Genomic DNA, 20,068 nt, shown 5'->3' on the forward strand with positions numbered 1-20,068 from the left:
TTTGAAGTATAAAACCTAAAATGAAGAACAGGAATTAGATTAGGAGGCTTACGATGCAGTATATCATCATTCCCATTGTCATACTACTCGTTATCATATTCGTACTATTACAGCAGCAACGCAAACATCGCAGAATTTTACAAGTATTAGAGTTGCAAAAAGAAGAAATGCAACATAAACCGATTAACGAGGAGTTAACAAAAGTAAAAGCATTAAATATGCATGGCCAAACAGAAGAAATGTTTGACCGCTGGCGCCAAATGAATGATGAGATTAAAGTAAATTATGTAAAAGATATTAATGAATTACTTTATGACATTGAAGACCATATTCGTGCTTTTAAATTTAAAAAAGCAACGGCTCTCGAAGAAGAGATTAAAGAGTATTTAAAGCGCGCAACAGAAAGCCAAAATAAAATTGTAGAAGAGCTTAACGATTTAATTGGTAGTGAAGAGAAAAACCGCGTTGAAATAGAAGTGTTAAATGAAAAGTACAAAGGGGCGCGCAAAACATTACTAGCGCATCAACATGCGTTTGGCGATGCGCTACCTGCACTAGAAGAGCGCTTAGAAGAATTTACACCTAAAAGTGAACGCTTTGCTGAATTAACTGAGCAAGGTAATTATTTAGAAGCACGTGAACTTGTAGAACAGCTACACGTTGAGAGTGAAGACTTTTTAAAGCTTTTGCAAGATATTCCTACATTAATTACAGACGTACAAACGAATATTCCGACGGCGCTCACAGAAATTCGTGCAGGATATGCGGAGATGGAAGGGCAAGGGTATTACTTACGCCACCTTGAGCTGTTAGAAGCATTTGAACAAGTAGAAGAAGAAATTATAACGATTAAAAAAGATATGAAAAACTTAGAGCTCGACACGATTCGTCAGCGTATAGAAGACTTAAATGAAACGATTGATTACTTTTATGATGTGCTAGAAAATGAAGTAATGGCAAAGCAATATTTAGATCAACATTGCGACGGGATGTTTGGCAAAATTACGAAGCTACAACAAGGATTACGTCATACGATTGAAGAAGCGGAGTATGTGCAACAAAGCTATCATCTCTCAGAAGAAGAGGCGGATATTCCTCGTGAATGTTTACGTCAACTTGATTTATTGCAAAAGCGCTATGATTTAGTAGCGATGCAAGTAAGGGAAGGCAAGTCCGCTTACTCTAGTTTACGTGAAGAGTTGCAAACGATTGAGCTTGCGGTAGGTAAAACAATGAATGTACACGAAACGTTTTCAAAGCGCATGAAAAATTTACGTGTAGATGAAGAGCAAGCGCGTCAACGCTTAGAAGTTATTGAACGCAATTTACAAGAAACAGAACGCATGTTACATAAGGCTAATATGCCTGGTATACCTGTACAACTTCAAACATCATTAGAAGAAGTAGCAGAGCGTATTTATGTCGTGCATGAAGGATTGCGTCAAGTACCTTTAAATATGACAGACGTCTTAGAAAAAGTAACGACTGCTGAAACGTATATGCAACAAGTTCGACAAACAGCAGAGCAACTTATTAAGGATGTATTAATGATTGAGCGCACGATTCAATATGGCAATCGTTACCGCGCTACACATAGCACACTTGATGAGCGTCTCACTGAGGCTGAACAAGCATTTGTTAAAGCGGAATATACGAAAGCACTTGACGAAGCAAGTGCTGCGGTAGAAGAAGCTGAACCTGGGGCAAGTGAAAAAGTACAACAGCTCGTAATGCGAGACTTACAAAATATTTAACGGTGTACGCTGACCATAAAAAGCGTTATAATGGTTGAGGCTATCCAAATCGGGTAGCCTTTTTCATGTTAAATTTTATTAAGGAATGATATGGATGATTTACTTTGATAATAGTGCAACAACTCAACCGCTCCCTGATGTGTTACAAGCATTTGTAACAATCAATGAGCGTTACTATGCTAACCCCTCCTCCATCCATGAGAGAGGTGTAGAAGCCAACGCTTTACTAACACGAGCGCGTGAACAGATTGCTACGCTTATCCAAACTGAAGCGTCTCGCGTTATTTTTACGTCAGGTGGTACAGAATCTAATAACTTGGCGATTTTTGGTGTAACAGCGAGTACACAACATATCGGTAAACATGTGATTACGACAGCTATTGAGCACCCGTCTGTAGGCGAGGCAATGAAACGCTTAGAAAAAGAAGGGTATGATATTACGTATTTACCTGTAGATGCACAAGGTGTGGTAGCGCTTAACGATGTAAAGCAAGCGTTACGTAAAGATACAGTACTCGTTAGCATTATGCATGTAAACAATGAGATGGGCGCGGTACAGCCGATTGAAGCTTTCGCTCGCTTGATTCATGAAGAAAGCCGTGCACACTTTCATGTCGACGCTGTGCAAAGTTATGGCAAGTTACCCGTGCATTTTAATGGAGATGCAGGTCCTGATAGTATCGCTATTTCAGCGCATAAGATTCATGCGTTAAAAGGAACGGGGCTAATCGCCTTTCGAAAACAACCTATGTTGACAGCGCAAATCGTAGGAGGGGGACAAGAGTTTGGTAAGCGTAGTGGTACAGTAGCTGTCGCGCAAAATGTAGTATTTGCTAAGGCGATGCGCATTGCCTTCGATGAACGCGAGCAACATTTTGCAAACTATCTTAAATGGCGTCACCATATCGTAGCGACGTTACTCCAACTACCAGACGTTAAAGTAATTTCTACTAAGCAAGGCGCCCCGCATATCATTACCTTTAGTGTAGCGCATTTACGCGGCGAAATTTTAGTTAATGCTTTGCAAGATAAGGGTTTAATTGTTTCTACTTCAAGCGCTTGTTCTTCAAAACAACAACAGACAAGCCATGTTATTACAGCATTAGCCATTGAGCCTGCTTACCGAGAAGGTGTCGTGCGTATGAGTTTAGGCGCATTGACAACAGAGCAACAAGTAATGGAAGCAACTGCTATTTTACGCGCAGTTATTACAACAATAAAAGGAGCATCACTATGATTTGGAAAGAGATTTTAATTCGCTACGGTGAACTATCAACAAAAGGAAAAAACAAAATGGACTTTATTCGCCGCTTGCGCGAAAATATTCGTTATTCTACCGCTGATTTAGGCCACTTGACGATTCGTACAGAACATGATCGCATGTTTATTGCACTAGATAATGAGGAAATGAAAGATGCGCTCGTAGAACGTTTACAACACGTATTTGGCATCCAGTCGTTTAGCCCCGTAGCAGCATGTGGCAAAGATATTGAAGAAATGAAACAATTAGCAAAAGACGTGATGAAGCAGTATGAAGACCAAACGTATACCTTTAAAGTAGAAGTGAAGCGTACGGACAAAAAATTTCCGCTTGAGTCACATGCTTTACAGCGTGTAATTGGTGCAACTGTGCTGAGCACGTACCCTAATTTAAAAGCGCAGATGCGTAAGCCGCAAATTGAAATGCGTGTGGAAGTACGCATGGATGCTGTCTATATTATGGCGCAAGTCATTCAAGGTGCTGGTGGTATGCCAATCGGTTCTAATGGCCGCTCGGTACTTATGCTGTCAGGTGGTATCGATAGCCCGGTAGCGGGTTACCTTATGATGAAGCGCGGTGTACGCCTAGATGCTGTACATTTCTTTAGCCCACCTTATACGAGCGATAATTCGCTAGAAAAAGTAAAAGACTTAGCAAAAGAGCTAACGAAATTTGGTGCTAATGTACGTCTGCATGTTATTCTTTTTACAGAAATTCAATTGCAAATAAAGGAAGATGTACCGGAGAATATGTCAATGACAGCTACGCGTCGTATGATGTTACGTGCTGTTGATAAAGTACGTGAAGATATTAATGCGTTAGCGATTGTTACCGGTGAGAGTTTAGGGCAAGTAGCGAGTCAAACGTTAGATAGTTTAACGGCGATTAATGATGTAACGACAACGCCAATCCTACGTCCGCTCATTGCTTATGATAAACTAGATATTATTGATATCGCACAACAGATTGGCACGTATGAAACATCAATTCGTCCTTATGAAGATTGCTGCACCATCTTTACGCCGGCCAACCCTAAAACAAAACCAAAGGTAGAGAAGGTTGCGCATTATGAAGAACGTAGTGATTATGAAGTTTTACTAGACCGTGCTGTTAAAAACCGCGAAATCTATGTTTACCCTGAGAAAAAGAAAGTTGAAGACAAATTTGCTGACTTATTATAAGGAGGAGATAGGATGAACCCGAAAAGATGGACGGCACTCATTATTGCATTAGTACTTTTTGTTGTATCTATTGGTGTCAATACCGTAATATTTGCATTAAAAACGACGATTTCAGCTAATGCTGATGCGATTATTGAAGAGCAATCACAAAAAGCACCTACTAAAGTTATGCTAGCGGGCGATGCTAGTAAGAAAATTGCTTATCTAAAAGTTGATGGCACAATTCAAAATGTAGAAACAGGCGCTTTTGCCATAGGTTATAATCATAAAAACTTTTTAGCGCAACTTGAAGCTGTTAAAAATGATGACACTATTAAAGGTGTAGTATTGTACGTTAATTCACCAGGTGGTGGCGTTATTGAATCGGCTGAAATTCGTAAAAAAATTATTGAGATGAAAGAAGCGCGTGACATTCCGGTTTATGTAACGATGGGAGCAATGGCCGCATCAGGTGGCTACTATATTTCTGCACCTGCAGATAAAATTTTTGCTATGCAAGAAACGATTACAGGTTCAATCGGTGTCATTATGCAAACAATTAATTATCAAGAACTAGCGAAAAAGATTGGCGTACGCTATGAAAACTTCCAGTCAGGTGAACATAAAGATATGTTAAGCCCAATGCGTCAAGTTACGCCAGAAGAACGCGCTATGATGCAAGAGATGATTAATGAATCATATGAGACATTCGTTGATATTATTGAAGAAGGTCGTGGCATGAAAGAAGCAGACGTGAAGAAAGTAGCCGATGGTCGTATTATGAGCGGTACACAAGCGATTAAAGCAGGTTTAGTTGATGAGATTGCAGATAGCGAACAAGTTATAAAAGCGATGCGTACAGATTTTGACTTGCAAGATGCACAAGTTATTGAGTTTACAGATCCCGCAACAAATTGGCGCTCATTATTTGGCATGAAAGCAGCGGAGGTTTTTGGACCGTCGCTAGAAGAGCGATTTATGATGAAAATGTTAACGAACCATAATACACCGCAAATGATGTACTTATACGGGGATAACTAAAGGGGGGAGTACTATGATAAATGAAACAGACTTATCTTATGTTGAGGCACCGATGGTAGCACATGAACAATATGTAGCAAAAGAAGCAGGTTTTTGGATTCGCTTTTTTGCCTTCATCTTTGATAATCTCGTTATTACAGCCTTAATTGGTTTACTCGTAAATCCTGTATTTTATCTGTTAGGCTTATCATTTGATAGTAGTGCTTGGTATGCACCAATCACAGTGTTATCTGCAATAGTATATTACGGTTATTTTGTAGGGATGACATTTGTGTTCCAGCAGACACTTGGTAAAATGGTTTTCGGTTTACGTGTGATCAAATTAGATGAGACGAAGCCTACGCTACTTGATATTTTATTCCGAGAGTGGATTGGCCGTTTCATTAGTAATTTTATACTTTTACTCTATGTATTCGTAGCTATTTTACCTAAACATCAAGGGCTACACGATTATTTTGCAGAGACGTATGTCATACATGAGGGCGTTTATACAAAGCAGTAAGACGATGCTTTGTAAGCGTCAAAGCTTCTATGATGTGATATGATAAAAAAACAGAATGAAGGAGGTCATTATAATGGCGAAAATTACATTTAAAAATAACCCTGTAACACTTTTAGGCAATGAGGTAAAGGTAGGGGAGCAAGCACCTGATTTTACAGTATTAGCGAATGATTTATCTCCAGTGACATTAGCAGATTCACAAGGTAAAGTACGTTTAATTAGTGTAGTACCTTCTTTAGATACAGGCGTTTGTGATGCACAAACACGTAAGTTTAACGAAGCGGCAGCAGAACTTGGTGACAATGTAATCATTTATACAGTATCTGTTGACTTACCATTTGCGCAAAAGCGTTGGTGCGGTGCAGCGGGTATCGATGCTGTACAAACCGTTTCAGATCACCGCGATTTATCATTTGGTAAAGCATATGGTGTAGCAATCGAAGAATTACGTTTATTAGCACGTGCTGTGTTTGTTGTTGATACGCAAGGCAAAGTAACGTATGCCGAATATGTAAAAGAAGCGACAGACCATCCAAATTACGATGCTGCAATTGAAGCAGTGAAAGCTTTAGCATAAAATTTTAGCTGTTTAGCGGCAATAAGCTAAACAGCTTTATTTTTTGAAAGGACGTTGACGCATGGAAACGATGGAACGATTATTTGCTGCGATTAATGATAGAGCGGAGCATTTTACTACGCAAGATATGAGTTATTTAGAAGGTGTGCTAGCGGCGTTAGACGAGGCATTAGAAGGCAAGCAAGCTTTACCGATAGCACAAGCAACGAAGGATGATATTAGAAAAGCTGTGCAGATTGCCGTCTTGAAGGGGATGCGTAAATCAGCGCAACCGAACCATCAAATGACACCTGATACATTAGGCTTTCTCGTTGGTTATTTAGTAGAGCAATTTTTCCCGCAGTCAGAAAAAATTACAGTGCTTGACTTAGCTTTAGGCACAGGGAATTTATTATTTACCATTATGAATATGGTTGATCGCGTAGAAGCTACTGGCATTGAAATAGATGAACTACTCATCCATTTAGCGTCAGCTACGGCAGAACTACTTGAACACCCCGTTACATTGTATCGTCAAGATGCGCTAGAAAAACTGTTAGTAGCTCCTGTAGATGCGGTTGTCTGTGATTTACCTGTTGGTTATTATCCAAATGAAGAAGTAGCGCTTGATTATGAGCTATGTGCACCAGAAGGTATGAGCTATGCCCATCATTTATTTATCGAACAAGCGATGAATTATGTAAAAGAGGGCGGCTATGCGTTCTTTTTAATCCCTGCCACATTATTTGAGTCAGAACAAGCAGCACAGCTGCATAAATATATAAAGTCTCACGCATGGATACAGGCGGTTATTCAGTTGCCTGATGGTATGTTTACGAGCCGTGCACATGAAAAAAGTTTGTTGATTTTACAAAAGCAACATGCAGAGATGCGTGCACCTAAAGAGGTGTTGTTAGCTAAAGTGCCGAGTTTACAAAATAAAAATGCCCTTAGCCTATTCTTCGAAAAAGTGAAGATTTGGCAAGAGCAAAAGTAAAAAGGATGTGCCGCGGCACATCCTTTTTATGTATTACTTTTCAGGCGTACGGATTACAAGTACGTCACATTTCGCAGAGCGAACGATTGCTTCAGATACTGAACCAATTAAAAAGCGTTCAACAGCGTTAAGACCTGTTGCACCACAGATAATTAAATCTGCTTCTACTAAGTTTGAAAGTTCTTTCGTGATGATATTTTTAGGCGCACCATATTCAACGATTAAGTTAACTTGGTCTACACCTTCAGCAGCAGCTTCTTCTTTATAGCCAGCAAGAAGTTTGTCTGAATTTTCTTTTGCACGTTGAGCGATTGAACGGTCATATGCTTCAACTGCTGCAAAAGAACGTGTGTCAATAACGTTAACAAGGTGAATTGTAGAACCTGGGTTACGTTTTGCCACATCGATTGATTTACGGAATGCGTAGTGAGCTTCAGGAGATCCATCAACTGCAACTACAATGTTTTGATAATTATTAGCCATTAAAATTACCTCCTCTATGTTTATACCTTGATTATACCAAATGATTCGTTAAAGGAAATAGTCCTGTCAGAAAATTTTTAAAAAAACACTAATAATGCATCGAAAGTGTCATAACTTTGTTCGTTAATTGCGCACAATGAGAACATCACAAGGAGCATAGCGAACGATTGCCTCTGATACTGACCCGAACCACAGACGTTCTACAGCATTCATTCCTGTAGCGCCACAAATAATTAAGTCTGCTTCAAAAGTTAGTGCTACTTTTTTAGGAATACAATGCTTTGGTGCGCCGTACTCCAAAGCAACAGTAACATTAGATAAGCCTTCATTTACAGCTTTCATTTTATAATCTGCTAAAACGAGTAAGGCTTTTTCTTGGATGTTTTGTAAGTACAGTTCAATCGCCGCATTTTGTTTTGTATCAATGGCATGGACGATGTGTAAAGCAGCATCATTACGTTTAGCGATAGCTACTGCTTTATCTAAAGCGCGATCGGCAGCTGATGAACCGTCAACTGCAACGATAATTTTATGATAACTTTGCATAGGAAGAGCCTCCTTTATATTTACTAGTAGTATAGCAAATTATTGCTTTCAAAAAATGAGGAAGAATTTTCAGAAAAAATTTGCTAAAATAGAGAAGTAGCTTATAACCTCTTGTCACAGTGTGTAGACAAGTATGTTAAGGAAGGGAGAAAAGAAAATGAAAATTGGTGTTCCTAAGGAATTAAAAAATAATGAAAATCGTGTGGCGATGACGCCGGCTGGTGTCGTGACACTTGTATCAAATGGACATGAGGTTTATATCGAAACGAATGCGGGGCTTGGCTCAGGCTTTAAAGATGAGGACTATAAAGAAGCGGGTGCACATATCGTAGCCACAGCTAAAGAAGCATGGGCACACGAAATGATTTTAAAAGTTAAAGAACCAATCGAAAGTGAGTATGACTATTTCTTTGAAGGTCAAATTTTATTCACGTACTTACATTTAGCAGCAGAACCGAAGCTAACGCAAACATTATTAGATAAAAAAGTAGTAGGCATTGCATATGAGACGGTACAATTGCCAAACAATACTTTACCGCTACTTACACCGATGAGCGAGGTTGCAGGTAAAATGGCAACGCAAATTGGCGCACAATTTTTAGAAAATATTCACGGGGGCCGTGGTATTTTATTAGGTGGTGTTTCAGGTGTACAGCGTGGTCGCGTAACGGTTATTGGTGGCGGGATTGCAGGTACAAATGCCGTTAAGACAGCTGTAGGTATGGGTGCGGACGTAACAGTGCTTGATTTAAACCCAGAGCGTTTACGTCAGTTAGAAGACGTATTTGGTCGCGAAGTACAAACGTTAATGTCTAATCCTTACAATATTGCAGAGTCCGTTAAGCGCTCAGATTTAGTAGTTGGCGCCGTACTAATCCCTGGTGCCCGTGCACCAAAATTAGTAACGGAAGCAATGGTTAAGGAAATGCAGGAAGGTTCAGTAGTAATTGATATTGCGATTGACCAAGGTGGTATTTTTGAAACATCAGACCGCGTAACAACACATGATGAGCCAACGTATGTCAAACATGGTGTTGTACACTACGCAGTAGCTAATATGCCTGGCGCAGTGCCACGTACATCAACTGTAGCTTTAACAAACAATACGGTAATGTATGCACTTCAAATTGCAAACAAGGGCTTTAAAAAGGCTTGCTTGGACAATGAAGCGTTACGTAAAGGGATTAATACATTAGCGGGGCATGTTGTGTTTAAGGGTGTAGCTGATGCGTTTGAATTACCGTGTGCAGACGTGATGACATTATTAAATGATTGATGGAAAGAAGCATAGCTATAACTAGTTTAGCGTCGAAAAAGAGAACTTGAGCGCGCTCAAGTTCTCTTTTGTCATGTATAAAATTAATATCTTTTTAAGTTAATGATAGTTCATTTACTGCTTGTTAGACGATTGTAAGTTGTTTAGGGAATTTTGTTAATACTTCTACACCTGTTGCAGTAACTACGACGTCATCTTCAATACGAACGCCTGTCACATCCCCTTTATAAATACCTGGTTCAATAGTAAAGACCATATTTTCTTCCAATTGCATCGTATTCGAACCGCTAATATCAGGGAACTCATGGACAGAAATACCAAGACCATGGCCTAGACGGTGAGGGAAGAAATCGCCATAACCTGCATTAGCAATAATAGTGCGTGCTGTTTGATCAAGGTGAGCTGCAGTTACGCCAGGCTTAATTTCAGCGATGGCTTTTTCGTTAGCCGCAAGTACCGTCGCATAAATATCTTTTTGCGCTTCATTTGGCTCGCCAAAAGCGACAGTACGTGTAATATCTGAACAATAACCTTCATAGATAACGCCAAGGTCAAATAACACCATATCCCCTTTCTGCACTTTATTATGCCCCGGGATGCCATGAGGAGAAGCAGAATTTGTACCTGTTAGTACCATCGTGCTAAATGACATTTCATAGCCTTTGTTTTTAACCGCTGCTTCAATCTCTCCTAAAATTTCTAATTCTGTTTTGCCTTCAGCGATGGCTTCAACACCGACTTGTACAGCAAAATCGGCAAGCTTAGCTGCTTGACGTAATTTTTCTAACTCGTCGTGGCTTTTGATAACGCGTAAATGGTTCATTTTATCATCAAAGCTCGTAATGGCTTGTGCAGTAAAATGTGAGACTAAGTTTTCATAACGCGCTACGTTTAAATGATGTTTTTCAATAGCGATAGTTTGGACACCACGCGCTTTTAAAGCTTGTGCTAATACATCCATTGAATTTTGAGTGTCGTAATAACCTATAACATTGTCAAAGTTCGAGGCACGTTTAGCGTCTGGTACTTCCATTTGCGGACAGATGATAAGAGGTTCGCCTTCTTTGAAGTAAACGGTTGCTAATAAACGTTCGTGTGGGTCGCTGTCAAAGCCTGTTAAATAAAAAACATTTTCAGGCGTAGTGATAATAGCCGCATCTGTTTGCTGTTGTTGTAAATAAGTTTGAATGTTAAGTTGCATGAAAAAACCTCCTGATGAAATATACTACATATACAAGGATAGCAAAAATAGAAGGATTTTTGCGAAAAATAACGAATATAAGGGTATAGGATACATTGAGGAGGAATAGCTTATGCAAATTACGTATCATGGACATTCTGTAGTAAAAATTGTAACAAACGGTAAGACCATTCTTATTGATCCTTTCATTACAGGTAACGAACTTTGTGATTTACAAGTGGCGCAAGAAAAGCCGGACTATATTTTAATCACACACGGTCATAACGATCATGTAGGTGATACCGTGCAGCTCGCTAAACAAAGTGGTGCTACAGTTGTAGGCTCTCATGAATTAGCTACTTGGCTAGGGGCGCAAGGATTAACGACACATGGTATGAATATCGGTGGTGCCAAGGACTTTGATTTTGGTAAGGTGACATATACCCAAGCCTTCCATAGCTCATCTTATATTACAGAAAACAACGATATTATTTATATGGGAATGCCAATGGGAATTGTGCTTGAAATCGAAGGAGTAACCATTTATCATGCAGGCGATACGGCTTTATTTAGTGATATGAAACTGATTGCTAATAAGCATGCGATTGATGTAGCTTTCTTACCAATTGGAGATAATTTTACGATGGGAATTGAAGATGCTGCACTTGCTGTGAAGTGGCTACAACCTAAAACCGTCGTACCTATTCATTTTAATACTTTCCCACCTATCCAACAAAATCCACAGCAATTTGCCGATTTAGTGCAAGATGCAAATGTACAAATCGTACAACCAGGCGGTACTGTTACATTTTAAAAAAGTGAAAAACATCTTCTGTTTCATTGAGATAGAAGGTGTTTTTGTAGTTATGGCAATGATTAAAGATAAAGTAACAAAACTGTTATAGCACGCTAGCAAAGAATTGTACTACAAATCTAGCACAAATATGGTACACTGAAGGCATAGAAAAACAGCTAGAGAAACAGGTGATAATATGTCCACAAAACATGAGAAAATTTTGCGTTATATCGAGTCTTTACCCGTAGGTGATAAAATTTCTGTTCGTCAAATTGCTAAGGAAATGGCAGTGAGTGAAGGGACAGCTTATCGTGCGATTAAAGAGGCTGAAAATCGCCGTCTCGTAAGTTCCATCGAACGCGTAGGAACGATACGTATCGAAAAAAAGAAAAAAGAAAATATTGAGCGACTAACATTTGCTGAAATCGTTAATATTATCGATGGGCAAGTATTAGGCGGTAAAGGCGGCCTACATAAAACCTTAACGAAGTTTGTTATCGGTGCTATGCAGCTAGAAGATATGATGCGTTATACGGATGCTGGCAGTTTGCTTATTGTAGGTAACCGTTTTAAAGCACATGAAAATGCGCTGACAGCGGGGGCTGCAGTATTAATTACTGGTGGCTTTGATACGACAGAGGAAAATAAAAAATTGGCGGATGATTTAGAGTTGCCAATTATTACGACAAGCTATGATACTTTTACCGTCGCAACGATGATTAACCGTGCGATTTATGACCAACTTATTAAAAAAGATATTTTATTTATCGAGGATATTTACGTCCCGATTGATGAAACAAAAGTATTGCAAACATCGCAAACGTTAGCAGATTTCAAACGTGAAAATGAACGTACGACACATGGTGCTTATCCGGTAGTGACGACTAAAAAAAAATTGGTAGGGATGATTACCGTAAAAGACGTCATTGGTCGACCAGAAGAAGAGCTTATTGAGAAAGTAATGACGAAAAATCCAATCGCTGGATCAATGAAAATGAGTGTAGCGTCAGCGAGTCATTTAATGATTTGGGAAGGCATTGATTTACTGCCTGTAGTAGATGATGATAATGTGCTACAAGGTGTAATTAGTCGTCAAGACGTATTAAAAGCGCTTCAGCTAGCGCAACGTCAGCCACAACAAGGCGAAACGATTGATGATTTAATTAAAAATGAGATTAAAGTGTTAAGCGATGAAGCGCTACAAGTCGAGTTTAAAGTAACCCCGCAAATGACCAATCAATTTGGCGCTATTTCGTACGGTGCATTTACAACCTTACTAACCGAGGCAGGAGCATTTGCTTTAAAGCGTCGTAAACGCGGTGATGCTGTAGCAGAAAATATGACAATTTACTTTATGAAGCCTGTGCAAATGGACAGCATTTTAACGGTGAAGCCCGTTATCTTAGATATGAGCCGAAAATTTGTTAAAATGGACTTTGAAGTGTATAACCAAACGACATTAGTAGGTAAGGCGATGATTACTTTCCAACTACTGGAGCGATAAAAAAAGAGTGTAGCATGCTACACTCCCTTTATTTTTTATTAAGCGCATGTTCCTCTTCAACGAATTGGCCATAGTGCTTCGCGCGTTTATAGTGTTCGAACCCTGTGCCAAACCCAACAAGTAAAAAGACAGCCGCTACTACGAAAGTAAGCGTATCAGGAAATAGCAGTGCAGAGTTAAGCCCAAATAGTACGATAAAGGCGGCGAGTGCAACGCCAGCTTTACTTTTATACCATTTTTTTGCTATAGGTAAAGAAGAGCGGAATTGCTTCGTTTTAAAATAAAAGTAGGCAACAAATGCCAATACAATTAACACGACAAATATAATATTAAGCGCATTCAATATGTGAAACCTCCTAGCTTATTGCTGACATTATTGTAACGATTTTTGAGCAAAAAGGCTAATGGATTTTACGAAGCGCAAGGAGGAAGCCATTATGCAACGACAAATCATCGACAAAATTGAACAATTCGACACGATTATTATTCATCGTCACGTACGCCCAGACCCAGATGCTTATGGCTCGCAAATGGGCTTGCAAAAATTAATTCAACATAATTATCCACATAAGCGCGTTTATGCTGTAGGTGAACATGACCAATCGCTAAGCTTTTTAGGCGAGCCCGACGTTATTGAAGATGCAACGTACGAAAATGCCCTAGTCATTGTGACAGATACGGCAAATACAGAGCGTGTTGATGACGTACGTTATACAGAGGGAGCAACGTTAATAAAAATTGATCACCATCCGAATGATGATGTTTATGGCGATATCGTATGGGTAGATACAACAGCTAGCTCTGTGAGCGAGTTGATTTTCGATCTTTTTGAAGTAGGTGCTGCGACCAAGGCGTGGACGTTACCAGACGAAGGGGCTCGTTTATTATACGCAGGTATTGTTGGCGATACAGGGCGATTCCGTTACCCAAGTGCCACATTAAAAACATTTACAACAGCAGGGAAATTAATTACGTATAATTTTGATCGAGAAGCGCTTTATAATGGTATGTATGAGTTGGAGCGTAACGTGCTACAATTGCAAGGTTATATTTATCAAAATTTTACAATGGACGACAACGGAGCAGGGCGTATGGACATTACGCGCCAAGTGTTAGAAAAATTCAATGCCACAGCTTCCGAAGCTTCACTACTTGTGAGCGTGTTAGGAAATGTAAAAGGTATGAAGGCATGGGTAATGTTTATTGAAGAGGCAGATAGCATCCGTATTCGTTTACGTTCAAAAGGCCCGACAATTAATGGGCTAGCAAAGCAATTTGGTGGTGGTGGTCACCCGCTAGCGGCTGGCGCAACAGCTACTACGTGGGCAGAAGCAGATGCTTCGTATCTTGCATTACAAAAAATTTGTCAATAAGGAGGGGACAGTGAATGGTCGTTTACTCACAAATTCGCACAAGTGATGACGTGTTGCAAAGTACGATCCGTTTAAGCGCACTTACTCCTTTTTTACAGCAACAACAAGCAACAGCCTGTGCAATCGTAAACACTACGTTGCATGGGCTGTTGCCTTTTGCACAAGCTTGTCAGCAAGCAGGTGTACATGCTGTATTTGGACTTGAAGTAGTTGTGCAATTTGCAGATGATAGTGAAGCGCCGCTCATCTTTTATGCAATGAATGAACAAGGCTACAGGAACTTATTGAAAATAACGAGTGCTGTCGAAACACAACAAGGGTATTTAAAATGGACATGGTTAAAAAGTTATCATCACGGCTGTTTATTAGCGCACCATAGTACAGAAAATCACTTACAACAATTAGCAGCGTTAGCGCCAGACACCTTATATACGAGTATACCTAATACGCAAGGTATTCCTGTGATTTTACATTATCCTGTGCGCTATTTATATCCGCAACAAGCTTATAGTTATACAGTGGCACGTAAATTAGCTGGTGAAGACGTAACGGTGGAGCAAGCGCAGCGACTTTGTGCATATACAAAAGGAATGTGGCAAGATTTTGATCAACAAGTGTGTGCGACTACGACTGCCATGTTAATGCGTTGCCAAGTAAGCATTCCAACCGGACACTATTTGCCGCGCTATAGTGATGTCGACGACGCAAATGTTGCCTTAGCACAAATGGCACAGCAGTCGTTATGTAAAAGATTACAGGTGACAAATTTGCCGCCATCTTATGCTGAGCGGTTAGCTTATGAGTTAGACGTGATACGTAAGATGGGTTTTTCTGATTATTTTTTAATTGTGGCTGACTTCATGCGCTATGCTCGAGAACAAAATATTTTAACAGGGCCAGGACGGGGGTCTTCTGCGAGCTCATTAGTTGCGTACGCTTTAGCTATTACACAAGTAGACCCTTTGCAGTACGGGCTACTATTTGAGCGCTTTTTAAATTATGCACGTCAAACGCTACCTGATATTGATATTGATTTTGTTGATTCTAGACGTCAAGCTGTTATTCAATATGTGGCTGAAAAATATGGTCGGGCACATGTGGCACAAATTAGTACGACAGGTACGTTAGCAATGCGTGCTGCTGCGAGGGAAGTAGCACGTGCTATGTCGTTTGAAGGGCCCGTGCTCGAGCAAATTGCGAGTTTGTTACCACAGCGAGAAAGCACTTTACAACAAGCGTATGATGCTAGCCCAAATTTACGGCAATTTGTCGCGCAAAGTGAAAAGCATCAGCTATGGTGGCGTACAGCCTGTGAGCTAGAAGGGTTACCACGTAACCGCTCTATCCATGCTGCGGGTATCGTACTCTCTCCTAAACCTCTCGTTGAGCTTGTACCAATCGAACAAGGCAATGATCAACTATTTGCGACACAATGGCCAATGCAAGAAGTAGAAGCTGTGGGCTTACTGAAGATTGACTTTTTAGGGTTGCGAAACTTAACCATTTTAGCGCAAATCCGCTGGTTATATTACCAACAGTATAAACAGTGGTTAGACTTAACACAGTTACCGCTTGATGATGAAGCGACGTTTGCTTTATTGCAAAGCGGTGATACGACAGGTATTTTCCAATTAGAGTCTTTAGGGATGCGAGAGGCACTGCGTGTAATTGAGCCGACACGATTTTTAGATATCGTAGCGGTCAGTGCGCTTTATCGTCCGGGACCTATGGCGTTTATTCCAGTATATGCGAAACGAAAAAAAGGACAGGAAGAGGTAGAAATGCCTCACCCTGATCTTGCTCCTATTTTAAAGGAAACGTACGGTGTTATCGTTTACCAAGAGCAAATTTTACAAATTGCTACAACATTTGCAGGCATGACATTAGGAGAAGCGGATATTTTACGTCGGGCAATTAGTAAAAAGGACGGCGCAAAGTTACAGCAAGAGCGTGTCCACTTTATTGAAGGTGCATTACGCAAAGGCTATGACGAGACTACGGCTATTACTATCTTTGATATGATTGTCCGTTTTGCGAATTACGGGTTTGTAAAAAGCCACGCGGTAGCTTACAGCTTAATTTCGTATCAGCTTGCCTATATGAAAGCTAATTTTCCTGCATTATTTTTTGCCGCTTTATTAACGAATAGCATGGGAGATCAACAAAAAACACAGCCCATTTTACGTGAAGCTCAACAACGTAAGATAAAAATTATGCCTCCTGATTGCAATAAGAGCGAACGTTATTATACAACAGCAAATGAGCAAATTATTGTAGGGTTGAGTGCTATTAAACGGGTACCGAAACAATTTATTAAAACATTATTAAGTGTACGTAAACAATACGGTGCCTTTACAAGTATTTTTGATTTAGCGATGAAATTAAGCGCAGAACATTTCAATGAAAAAGCGATTCATCAACTTATATTAGCGGGCGCTTTAGATAGTTTAAATGAGTGCCGTGCGCAGCTTATCGCCTCTTTACCCGCTGCGAGAGCACATGTGAAGATGCACCGAAAAACAGCTGACATACCACTTGAGGAAGCACAAGCCGTTGTCTTTGGCACACCTAAGCACGAGCAAGCAAACCCGCTGTCACTACGCGACAAGCTAGCAGGGGAAAAAGAAGCGTTAGGCTTTTATATTAGTGAGCATCCCGTGACGTCGTATCGCAAGGACCACTTAACTTCCTTACAGGTAAAGCAAGCAGTAGGAGCGCGTGTAGTATGGTTAGGTATTATCGAGCAAGTAAAGGTGTTACGCACGAAAAAAGGAGAACAAATGGCATTTATAGAAGTAGAAGATGAATTTAATGCCTTATCTGTGACAATCTTTCCATCACTTTATCGTCAAGTTGCTCCATTATTAATAGAAGAAACACTTATTCAAATTGATGGTATTGTAGAGCAGTGGAATGGTAAAACTCAGATTCAAGCGAAATCGCTTAATGTGTTATAGGACACGGAAATTATGCGTAAACGTGGGAAAAAACGACGTAATGTTGCTTTTTCTCACGTTTTTTCTTTACAAAAACATCGGAGTTCGTTATGCTTTTAAAAGTGGTCATACCACTTTTGGAGGGATGAATATGGAGCCCAAAAAACGCTTCATTGAAATTGTGCAGCAGCTAAGAACGCTCATTCGAGAAGAACAAATTAAAGAAGGCGATAAATTACCTTCAGAACGTGTATTATCTGAGCGTTTGCAAGTGGGACGATCGGCTGTTAGGGAAGCGCTACGTAGTTTAGAGTTACTTGGACTAATCGAAACAAAGCACGGTGGCGGCACGTTTTTATCAACGTCACCGCAACATAAACTGATAGAAGTGCTCGCAACATTTATTATGAATGATAAAAAATCGATTACCGATGTTCATGCGACACGCTTATTGCATGAACAAGAAGCGATTCGTGTTATTTGTCGAAACGAAAAGATGCGCCAGCTACCGGTATGGGAAAGTTTGTTTATTCGTTTAGAAGTTAAAGAAAACGTGGTGCGTAAAGACGTCCTGCGCGAGATTATGATTGCTTGTGACAATCGTCTAGCGCTACGTATATGGCTTCAACTTGAGGCGTACAGCGGTAAACCGATGTACGGGTTTATTACCGTGCAAGAAAAACCATATGTCTTAACACTCGTTAAAGCATTACAACTAGGTTTAGAGCAAGAGGCGTTGCAAGCGCACCTTGCTTGGGTTCATCACAACACAGAAAAAGGGGATAAGGAACATGGCGATTCGTAATTTTTTTACGCTAAGTCGTAAGCGACAAAGTGTAGTAACAACAAAGAAAAAAGATTTCCCAGAAGGTATTATGACGAAATGTCCTTCATGTCGTGCTATTTATTTAACAAAAGAACTAGAACATAATGCGAAAGTATGTATGAAATGTAACTACCATTTTAAAATGACAGCGCAAGAACGCGTCAGCCATTTTTTAGACGAAGGTTCTTTTACAGCACTCGATGAAAATCTTCATACAACGAATCCACTAGGTTTTCCAGGGTATGTGGATAAAGTAAAAGCAGATCAACAAAAAACAAATTTGACTGAAGCGGTTTTAACAGGAGTAGGACAACTTGAAGGAAATAAAGTAGTAGTAGCTATTATGGACGCTCATTTCCGCATGGGGTCTATGGGGTCTGTAGTAGGAGAAAAAATTGCGCGTGCTGTAGAACAAGCGACAGCGCTAGGAGTGCCTTTTATTATTTTTACAGCGAGCGGTGGGGCACGTATGCAAGAAGGTGTATTATCACTTATGCAAATGGCAAAAACAAGTGTAGCATTGAAGCGCCATAGTGAAGCTGGTCTATTGTTTATTGCTATTATGACACATCCAACAACAGGTGGGGTCTCGGCAAGCTTTGCATCTGTCGGCGATATTAATTTAGCTGAACCACAAGCATTGATTGGCTTTGCAGGCCGTCGTGTCATCGAGCAAACAGTCCGCGAAAAATTGCCAGCAGATTTTCAAACAGCAGAGTTTTTACTAGCACACGGTCAACTTGATGCCATTTATGATCGAAAAGATTTACGCAGCAATGTCGCAACTTTAGTGAAATTACATACGGTAGGAGGCGAATGACGTGTCAAAACTATTAAAAATTGAAGAACCCATCGTACAGCTAGACGAAAAGATTACAGAGTTAAAAAAGATGGCAGTCGAAATTGATGTTGATATGTCGGCAGAAATTACGCAATTAGAAGAACGTTTACAACAGCTTAAACATGAAGTTTATGATAATTTACAGCCGTGGGACCGTGTACAAATTGCACGTCATGCCAATCGCCCAACAACATTGCATTATATTGAAGGGCTATTTGATAATTTTTTAGAGCTGCACGGCGATCGTTTATATGGTGATGATGCAGCTATTATCGGAGGTATTGCTAGCTTTAATGGTCAGCCCATTACTGTCATTGGTCATCAACGTGGCAAAACAACAAAGGAAAACATTAAACGTAATTTCGGTATGCCACATCCTGAAGGATATCGTAAAGCGCTACGTCTTATGAAACAAGCGGAAAAATTTAAGCGACCAATCATCTGTTTTATTGATACAAAAGGTGCTTATCCTGGCAAAGCGGCAGAAGAACGTGGGCAAAGTGAAGCCATTGCGCGCAATTTAGTGGAAATGGCAGGGCTTAAAGTGCCTGTAATTAGCGTAGTAATTGGCGAAGGTGGTAGCGGTGGCGCTTTAGCTTTAGGTGTAGCAAACCGTATTTATATGTTAGAAAACGCAACTTACTCTGTAATTTCGCCAGAAGGTGCAGCATCAATTTTATGGAAAGATGCGAGTTTGGCGAGTGAAGCCGCGTCCGCAATGCGTATTACAGCAAAGCACTTATTGGATATGAAAATTATAGACGGTATTGTACCCGAAGTATTGGGAGGGGCGCATAAGGACATCGCCGCACAAGTAGTAGCTATGCGACAGTGTTTAACGACAGCGTTAGCTGACTTAACGGCACTTACCCCTCATGAGTTAGTAGAGGATCGTTATGATAAATTTAGACAAATTGGTGAGTACGAAGAACACTAAATCACTCTGTAGCGAAAAGAATGTGTGAAAGCGCATTCTTTTTCTTGCCTTTGTAAAAGTTATATGTTTCCTAGCTTGCGCTACTTTCCTAGTTTGTTT

Annotated in this window: 19 protein-coding genes; 15 read left to right on the forward strand and 4 right to left on the reverse strand. The window is 40.1% G+C overall.

Annotation, left to right across the window (positions count from 1 at the left end; genetic code table 11):
- The first annotated feature begins 53 nt into the window (after positions 1 to 53).
- From DDE80_RS04085 to DDE80_RS04115, 7 genes are all read left to right on the forward strand, one after another.
- Positions 54 to 1,754: a septation ring formation regulator EzrA gene (locus tag DDE80_RS04085; RefSeq protein WP_108306413.1), complete on the forward strand. Its 1,701-nt coding sequence runs from the start codon at positions 54 to 56 to the stop codon at positions 1,752 to 1,754.
- 94 nt (positions 1,755 to 1,848) lie between these two features.
- Positions 1,849 to 2,991, forward strand: coding sequence for a cysteine desulfurase family protein (locus tag DDE80_RS04090; RefSeq protein ID WP_108306414.1), 1,143 nt, complete (start codon positions 1,849 to 1,851; stop codon positions 2,989 to 2,991).
- The gene (gene thiI / locus DDE80_RS04095; RefSeq protein WP_108306415.1) at positions 2,988 to 4,196 is read left to right on the forward strand and encodes a tRNA uracil 4-sulfurtransferase ThiI; all 1,209 of its coding nucleotides are present in this window, start codon (positions 2,988 to 2,990) and stop codon (positions 4,194 to 4,196) included. The genes DDE80_RS04090 and thiI overlap by 4 nt, the downstream gene beginning before the upstream one ends.
- Positions 4,197 to 4,208: 12 nt before the next feature.
- On the forward strand, positions 4,209 to 5,216 hold the full coding sequence (gene sppA, locus DDE80_RS04100; protein WP_108306416.1) for a signal peptide peptidase SppA: 1,008 nt from the start codon (positions 4,209 to 4,211) through the stop codon (positions 5,214 to 5,216).
- 13 nt (positions 5,217 to 5,229) lie between these two features.
- Complete coding sequence (locus tag DDE80_RS04105; protein ID WP_108306417.1) at positions 5,230 to 5,718, forward strand: RDD family protein; 489 nt, start codon at positions 5,230 to 5,232, stop codon at positions 5,716 to 5,718.
- A gap of 73 nt (positions 5,719 to 5,791) precedes the next feature.
- Positions 5,792 to 6,295 carry a thiol peroxidase gene (gene tpx / locus DDE80_RS04110; RefSeq protein ID WP_108306418.1) on the forward strand — a complete coding sequence of 168 codons (504 nt, stop codon included), beginning with the start codon at positions 5,792 to 5,794 and terminating at the stop codon, positions 6,293 to 6,295.
- A 61-nt stretch (positions 6,296 to 6,356) separates the two neighbouring features.
- Positions 6,357 to 7,271 (forward strand): class I SAM-dependent methyltransferase, encoded by a 915-nt coding sequence (locus DDE80_RS04115; RefSeq protein ID WP_108306419.1) that lies wholly within the window; start codon positions 6,357 to 6,359, stop codon positions 7,269 to 7,271.
- A 33-nt stretch (positions 7,272 to 7,304) separates the two neighbouring features.
- Here DDE80_RS04115 and DDE80_RS04120 read toward each other — a convergent pair whose 3' ends face one another.
- Positions 7,305 to 7,754 carry a universal stress protein gene (locus DDE80_RS04120; RefSeq protein ID WP_108306420.1) on the reverse strand — a complete coding sequence of 150 codons (450 nt, stop codon included), beginning with the start codon at positions 7,752 to 7,754 and terminating at the stop codon, positions 7,305 to 7,307.
- Positions 7,755 to 7,877: 123 nt separating this feature from the next.
- Complete coding sequence (locus tag DDE80_RS04125) at positions 7,878 to 8,300, reverse strand: universal stress protein (protein ID WP_108306421.1); 423 nt, start codon at positions 8,298 to 8,300, stop codon at positions 7,878 to 7,880.
- A gap of 157 nt (positions 8,301 to 8,457) precedes the next feature.
- On the opposite strand from DDE80_RS04125, the gene ald reads away from it, so the two are divergent.
- Positions 8,458 to 9,576, forward strand: a complete 1,119-nt coding sequence (ald, locus tag DDE80_RS04130) for an alanine dehydrogenase (protein WP_108306422.1) — start codon at positions 8,458 to 8,460, stop codon at positions 9,574 to 9,576.
- Between the two features lie 124 nt (positions 9,577 to 9,700).
- On the opposite strand, the gene DDE80_RS04135 is transcribed toward ald, so the two are convergent.
- Positions 9,701 to 10,777 carry a M24 family metallopeptidase gene (locus tag DDE80_RS04135; protein ID WP_108306423.1) on the reverse strand — a complete coding sequence of 359 codons (1,077 nt, stop codon included), beginning with the start codon at positions 10,775 to 10,777 and terminating at the stop codon, positions 9,701 to 9,703.
- A gap of 112 nt (positions 10,778 to 10,889) precedes the next feature.
- On the opposite strand from DDE80_RS04135, the gene DDE80_RS04140 reads away from it, so the two are divergent.
- Positions 10,890 to 11,570 (forward strand): metal-dependent hydrolase, encoded by a 681-nt coding sequence (locus tag DDE80_RS04140; RefSeq protein ID WP_108306424.1) that lies wholly within the window; start codon positions 10,890 to 10,892, stop codon positions 11,568 to 11,570.
- A 178-nt stretch (positions 11,571 to 11,748) separates the two neighbouring features.
- Complete coding sequence (locus DDE80_RS04145) at positions 11,749 to 13,056, forward strand: DRTGG domain-containing protein (RefSeq protein WP_108306425.1); 1,308 nt, start codon at positions 11,749 to 11,751, stop codon at positions 13,054 to 13,056.
- Between the two features lie 28 nt (positions 13,057 to 13,084).
- On the opposite strand, the gene DDE80_RS04150 is transcribed toward DDE80_RS04145, so the two are convergent.
- Positions 13,085 to 13,399, reverse strand: coding sequence for a YtpI family protein (locus DDE80_RS04150; protein WP_108306426.1), 315 nt, complete (start codon positions 13,397 to 13,399; stop codon positions 13,085 to 13,087).
- A 94-nt stretch (positions 13,400 to 13,493) separates the two neighbouring features.
- Between DDE80_RS04150 and DDE80_RS04155 the strand changes: the two genes are divergently transcribed.
- The 5 genes from DDE80_RS04155 to DDE80_RS04175 all read left to right on the forward strand — a co-directional run bounded on the left by DDE80_RS04155 (position 13,494) and on the right by DDE80_RS04175 (position 19,969).
- Positions 13,494 to 14,429 carry a DHH family phosphoesterase gene (locus DDE80_RS04155; protein ID WP_108306427.1) on the forward strand — a complete coding sequence of 312 codons (936 nt, stop codon included), beginning with the start codon at positions 13,494 to 13,496 and terminating at the stop codon, positions 14,427 to 14,429.
- A 14-nt stretch (positions 14,430 to 14,443) separates the two neighbouring features.
- Complete coding sequence (locus tag DDE80_RS04160; RefSeq protein ID WP_108306428.1) at positions 14,444 to 17,386, forward strand: DNA polymerase III subunit alpha; 2,943 nt, start codon at positions 14,444 to 14,446, stop codon at positions 17,384 to 17,386.
- Positions 17,387 to 17,516: 130 nt separating this feature from the next.
- Complete coding sequence (locus DDE80_RS04165; RefSeq protein ID WP_345788842.1) at positions 17,517 to 18,170, forward strand: FadR/GntR family transcriptional regulator; 654 nt, start codon at positions 17,517 to 17,519, stop codon at positions 18,168 to 18,170.
- Entirely contained in the window at positions 18,157 to 19,011 is an 855-nt protein-coding gene (gene accD, locus DDE80_RS04170) for an acetyl-CoA carboxylase, carboxyltransferase subunit beta (protein WP_108306430.1), read from the forward strand. The genes DDE80_RS04165 and accD overlap by 14 nt, the downstream gene beginning before the upstream one ends.
- Before the next feature lies 1 nt (position 19,012).
- Complete coding sequence (locus tag DDE80_RS04175) at positions 19,013 to 19,969, forward strand: acetyl-CoA carboxylase carboxyltransferase subunit alpha (protein WP_108306431.1); 957 nt, start codon at positions 19,013 to 19,015, stop codon at positions 19,967 to 19,969.
- Positions 19,970 to 20,068: the final 99 nt, after the last annotated feature.

It is taken from the genome of Metalysinibacillus jejuensis, from assembly GCF_003057615.1.
In the GTDB taxonomy this organism is placed as follows: domain Bacteria; phylum Bacillota; class Bacilli; order Bacillales_A; family Planococcaceae; genus Metalysinibacillus; species Metalysinibacillus jejuensis.

Coding starts and splice junctions, on each gene's coding strand:
- DDE80_RS04085 (WP_108306413.1), top strand. CDS start 54: ATGCAGTATATCATCATTCCCATTGTCATACTACTCGTTATCATATTC.
- DDE80_RS04090 (WP_108306414.1), top strand. CDS start 1,849: ATGATTTACTTTGATAATAGTGCAACAACTCAACCGCTCCCTGATGTG.
- thiI (WP_108306415.1), top strand. CDS start 2,988: ATGATTTGGAAAGAGATTTTAATTCGCTACGGTGAACTATCAACAAAA.
- sppA (WP_108306416.1), top strand. CDS start 4,209: ATGAACCCGAAAAGATGGACGGCACTCATTATTGCATTAGTACTTTTT.
- DDE80_RS04105 (WP_108306417.1), top strand. CDS start 5,230: ATGATAAATGAAACAGACTTATCTTATGTTGAGGCACCGATGGTAGCA.
- tpx (WP_108306418.1), top strand. CDS start 5,792: ATGGCGAAAATTACATTTAAAAATAACCCTGTAACACTTTTAGGCAAT.
- DDE80_RS04115 (WP_108306419.1), top strand. CDS start 6,357: ATGGAAACGATGGAACGATTATTTGCTGCGATTAATGATAGAGCGGAG.
- DDE80_RS04120 (WP_108306420.1), bottom strand. CDS start 7,754: ATGGCTAATAATTATCAAAACATTGTAGTTGCAGTTGATGGATCTCCT.
- DDE80_RS04125 (WP_108306421.1), bottom strand. CDS start 8,300: ATGCAAAGTTATCATAAAATTATCGTTGCAGTTGACGGTTCATCAGCT.
- ald (WP_108306422.1), top strand. CDS start 8,458: ATGAAAATTGGTGTTCCTAAGGAATTAAAAAATAATGAAAATCGTGTG.
- DDE80_RS04135 (WP_108306423.1), bottom strand. CDS start 10,777: ATGCAACTTAACATTCAAACTTATTTACAACAACAGCAAACAGATGCG.
- DDE80_RS04140 (WP_108306424.1), top strand. CDS start 10,890: ATGCAAATTACGTATCATGGACATTCTGTAGTAAAAATTGTAACAAAC.
- DDE80_RS04145 (WP_108306425.1), top strand. CDS start 11,749: ATGTCCACAAAACATGAGAAAATTTTGCGTTATATCGAGTCTTTACCC.
- DDE80_RS04155 (WP_108306427.1), top strand. CDS start 13,494: ATGCAACGACAAATCATCGACAAAATTGAACAATTCGACACGATTATT.
- DDE80_RS04160 (WP_108306428.1), top strand. CDS start 14,444: ATGGTCGTTTACTCACAAATTCGCACAAGTGATGACGTGTTGCAAAGT.
- DDE80_RS04165 (WP_345788842.1), top strand. CDS start 17,517: ATGGAGCCCAAAAAACGCTTCATTGAAATTGTGCAGCAGCTAAGAACG.
- accD (WP_108306430.1), top strand. CDS start 18,157: ATGGCGATTCGTAATTTTTTTACGCTAAGTCGTAAGCGACAAAGTGTA.